The 1,723-nt window shown below is 68.3% G+C and carries 2 protein-coding genes; both read right to left on the minus strand.

Annotated elements, in window-relative coordinates; translation table 11 throughout:
• Positions 1-115: 115 nt before the first annotated feature.
• A complete protein-coding gene (locus tag ACXJKL_RS20480; RefSeq protein WP_457208835.1) occupies positions 116-949 on the minus strand; it encodes a sulfate ABC transporter permease in 834 nt (277 codons plus the stop codon).
• On the minus strand, positions 942-1,721 hold the full coding sequence (gene cysT, locus ACXJKL_RS20485; RefSeq protein ID WP_457208836.1) for a sulfate ABC transporter permease subunit CysT: 780 nt from the start codon (positions 1,719-1,721) through the stop codon (positions 942-944). The genes ACXJKL_RS20480 and cysT overlap by 8 nt, the downstream gene beginning before the upstream one ends.
• Between the last annotated feature and the right edge of the window lie 2 nt (positions 1,722-1,723).

Raw genomic sequence — 1,723 nt, forward strand, 5'->3', positions numbered from 1 at the left:
GAGCAGGGCGGTGAGCTGAGCAGGGCGGTGAGCTGTCCCGTCGGCAGCGAAACGGTGACGTCGTCGAGGGCGACGAAGTCCCCGAACTTCTTGCTGACTCCTGTGACCTCGATACTCACGAGCGGTTCTCCTTTGGACGGATCAGGGCGACGACGCCCAGGCAGATGACGGCAGCGAAGACAAGCATGAAAGACATGGAGTACGCCGTCTGCTCGGCGAAGCCCTGATACTTGGCCTGGACGAGAAGGGGGGCAGTCTGGGTGGACCCGCCGACGTTGCCGGCGACGACCTGCACGGCACCGAACTCGCCGAGCGAGCGCGCCAGGGACAGCACGACGCCGTAGACGACGGCCCAGCGGATGCCGGGCAGGGTGATGCGCCAGAACGTCTGGGCACCGCTGGCGCCGAGGCTCCGGGCAGCCTGCTCCTGGTCGGTGCCTATCTCCTCGAGCACCGGCACCACCTCGCGGATGACCAGCGGCAGGGCGACGAAGGTCGTGGCCATCACGATGCCCGGCATTGCGAAGGTGACCTGGAAGCCGTGGTCCTCCAGGAAGGGCCCGAACCAGCCGTAGCGACCGTTGTAGACCAGCACCAGGGCCAGGCCGACCACGATCGGGGAGACCGCGAGCGGAAGGTCGATCAGCGCAGACAGCGCCCGCTTGCCCCAGAAGTCGTAGCGCACGAGCAGGAGTGACATGCCGACGCCGAAGATCAGGTTGAGGAGCACCGAGATGAGCGCGACCTGGACGGAGAGGATCAGTGCGTGCATGACGTCGGGGTCCTCGAGCGCGATTCGGATGCCCTCGAGCCCATCGCCGAAGGTGCGCGCGACAACGAGCGCGGTCGGCCAGGCCACGAGCAGTCCGAGGTAGGTCACGACCACGATCCGCAGCGTCCAGGTCAGCAGCCGGGAGCGACCCCCCACGGCGCGGCTCGGGCTAGCCACGGCGAGCCAGCCGACGCTGTGTGATGTCGAGGAACACGATGGCCACCAGCGCCACGACCAGCAGCACCGTCGCCAGGGCCGCCGCCTGGGGGCGGTTGTCGCCCTCCAGCATGGACTTGACCCGGAACGATGCGACCTCGGTCTTGTGCGCGAGGTTCCCCGAGAGCAGCACCATCGAGCCGTATTCGCTGATGCCGCGGGCGAAGGACAGCGCCGCGCCCGCGAAGATCGCCGGCGTCAGCGAGGGCAGGATCACCCGACGGAACGTCGTGGCGCGACTCGCCCCGAGCGAGGCGGCAGCGTCCTCCACGTCGGTCTCGAGCTCCTCGAGGACCGGCTGCACCGTCCGCACCACGAAAGGCAGGGTGACGAAGGCGATGGCCAGGTAGACAGCCGTCGGGGTGTTGTTGACCGACAGCCCGAGAGGGCCCCCCGTGCCGTAGAGGGCGAGCAGCACCAGCCCGGCCACGATCGTCGGCATCGCGAACGGGATGTCGATGAGGAGGTCGAGCAGGCCCTTGCCCCAGAACCGGTCCCGGACCAGCACGTAGGCGATGACCGTGCCCATGACGATGTTGATCGCAGTGATCGTGGCGGACGCGAGCACGGTGAGCTTGAGAGCGTCGAAGGTCTGCGGGTTGGTGAAGACCGACGCGTAGGTGTCCAGCCCGCCCCCGGTCGCCTCCACCACCACCGCCGACAACGGGATGAGCACCAGGAGGCTGAACCAGGTGAGCGCGATCCCGAGCCCGAGGGCGGAACCCCGTCCCAGCG

It is taken from the genome of Nocardioides sp. P5_C9_2, assembly GCF_054049555.1.